Below are 611 nucleotides of genomic sequence, written 5' to 3' on the forward strand. Positions count from 1 at the left end.
GGCGGACCCGATGCCGCCGGCGAGCTGGTCGAGCCCGCCGGCGAGCGAGTCCGCGCCGTCGGCGAGCTGCCCCGCGCCATCCGCCGCGTCGCCGAGCGAACCGCCGACCTGCACGAGGTTGCCGTACAGGCCCTCGAGGTACTGGGTCGTCAGCTCGTGGCCGAACGTCGTCGCGATCGCGTCGCCGACGGTCGCGCCGATGATGCCCGCGAGGTAGCTGTGGGCGTCGTCGGTGCGGATGTCGAGGGCCGCCGTCGTCGGCGCGTCGCCGGCGAGCGAGGTGACCGAGGCCGAGAAGTCGGCCGGGATGGTGAGCACCGCATACGCCTCGCCGTCGGCGAGCTCGGCGGCTGCCTCCTCGTCGTTCGAGATCGTCCAGTCGAACCCGGTGTCGCCGTCGCCGGTGAGCTCGGTCACGAGCAGGCGACCGGCGAGCACGGGCGGCTCCTCGCCGTCGGGCGTGGTGGTCGTGACCATCTCGTCGTTGTTCACCACGATGGCGGGGATCGAGTCCATGCGCTCGTCCGCGCCGCCGACCGCACCGGCGACGAGGCCTGCGACGGCGAGCGGGACGGCGATGACGGCCGCGAGCAGCGCGGCGCGGCGGCCTC

The 611-nt window shown here is 74.5% G+C and carries 1 protein-coding gene; it reads right to left on the bottom strand.

All coding sequences use genetic code 11. The features are described from left to right. Window positions 1-611, bottom strand: a 611-nt coding sequence (locus ESO86_RS18285; protein ID WP_207207238.1) for a YhgE/Pip family protein, incomplete at both ends; no start/stop codon positions are given.

This window comes from Agromyces binzhouensis, from assembly GCF_004135055.1.
GTDB classification, from domain to species: domain Bacteria; phylum Actinomycetota; class Actinomycetes; order Actinomycetales; family Microbacteriaceae; genus Agromyces; species Agromyces binzhouensis.